This is a genomic window from Rhizobium ecuadorense, from assembly GCF_001187535.1.
GTDB classification, from domain to species: domain Bacteria; phylum Pseudomonadota; class Alphaproteobacteria; order Rhizobiales; family Rhizobiaceae; genus Rhizobium; species Rhizobium ecuadorense.
Genome location: NZ_LFIO01000882.1, coordinates 1 through 234, shown reverse-complemented (window position 1 = coordinate 234; position 234 = coordinate 1). Strand labels below are relative to the sequence as shown.

Annotated in this window: 1 protein-coding gene; it reads right to left on the bottom strand. The window is 50.9% G+C overall.

Going from position 1 to position 234, the window contains the following annotated elements:
* On the bottom strand, window positions 1–234 hold a 234-nt coding region (locus AF337_RS40465; protein WP_152971093.1), incomplete at both ends, for a GNAT family N-acetyltransferase.

Genomic DNA, 234 nt, shown 5'->3' with positions numbered 1-234 from the left:
ACACCCATCAGCCTGGGATCGTCTGTTACCTCGATCATGAAAGCATATGGCTTGAAGCCGGATCGCTGATAGAACGGCAATGCGTTCGGATGATCAAAATGACAGGTATGGACCCAAAGTCGTTCGATGGGATGTGTCCAGGCGATTGATAACGCTTTGTCCATGAGATAGCGGCCCGCCCCGGTTCCGATTGAACTTTTGGCAACCCCAAAGAAAACCAGTTCACACTGGTCA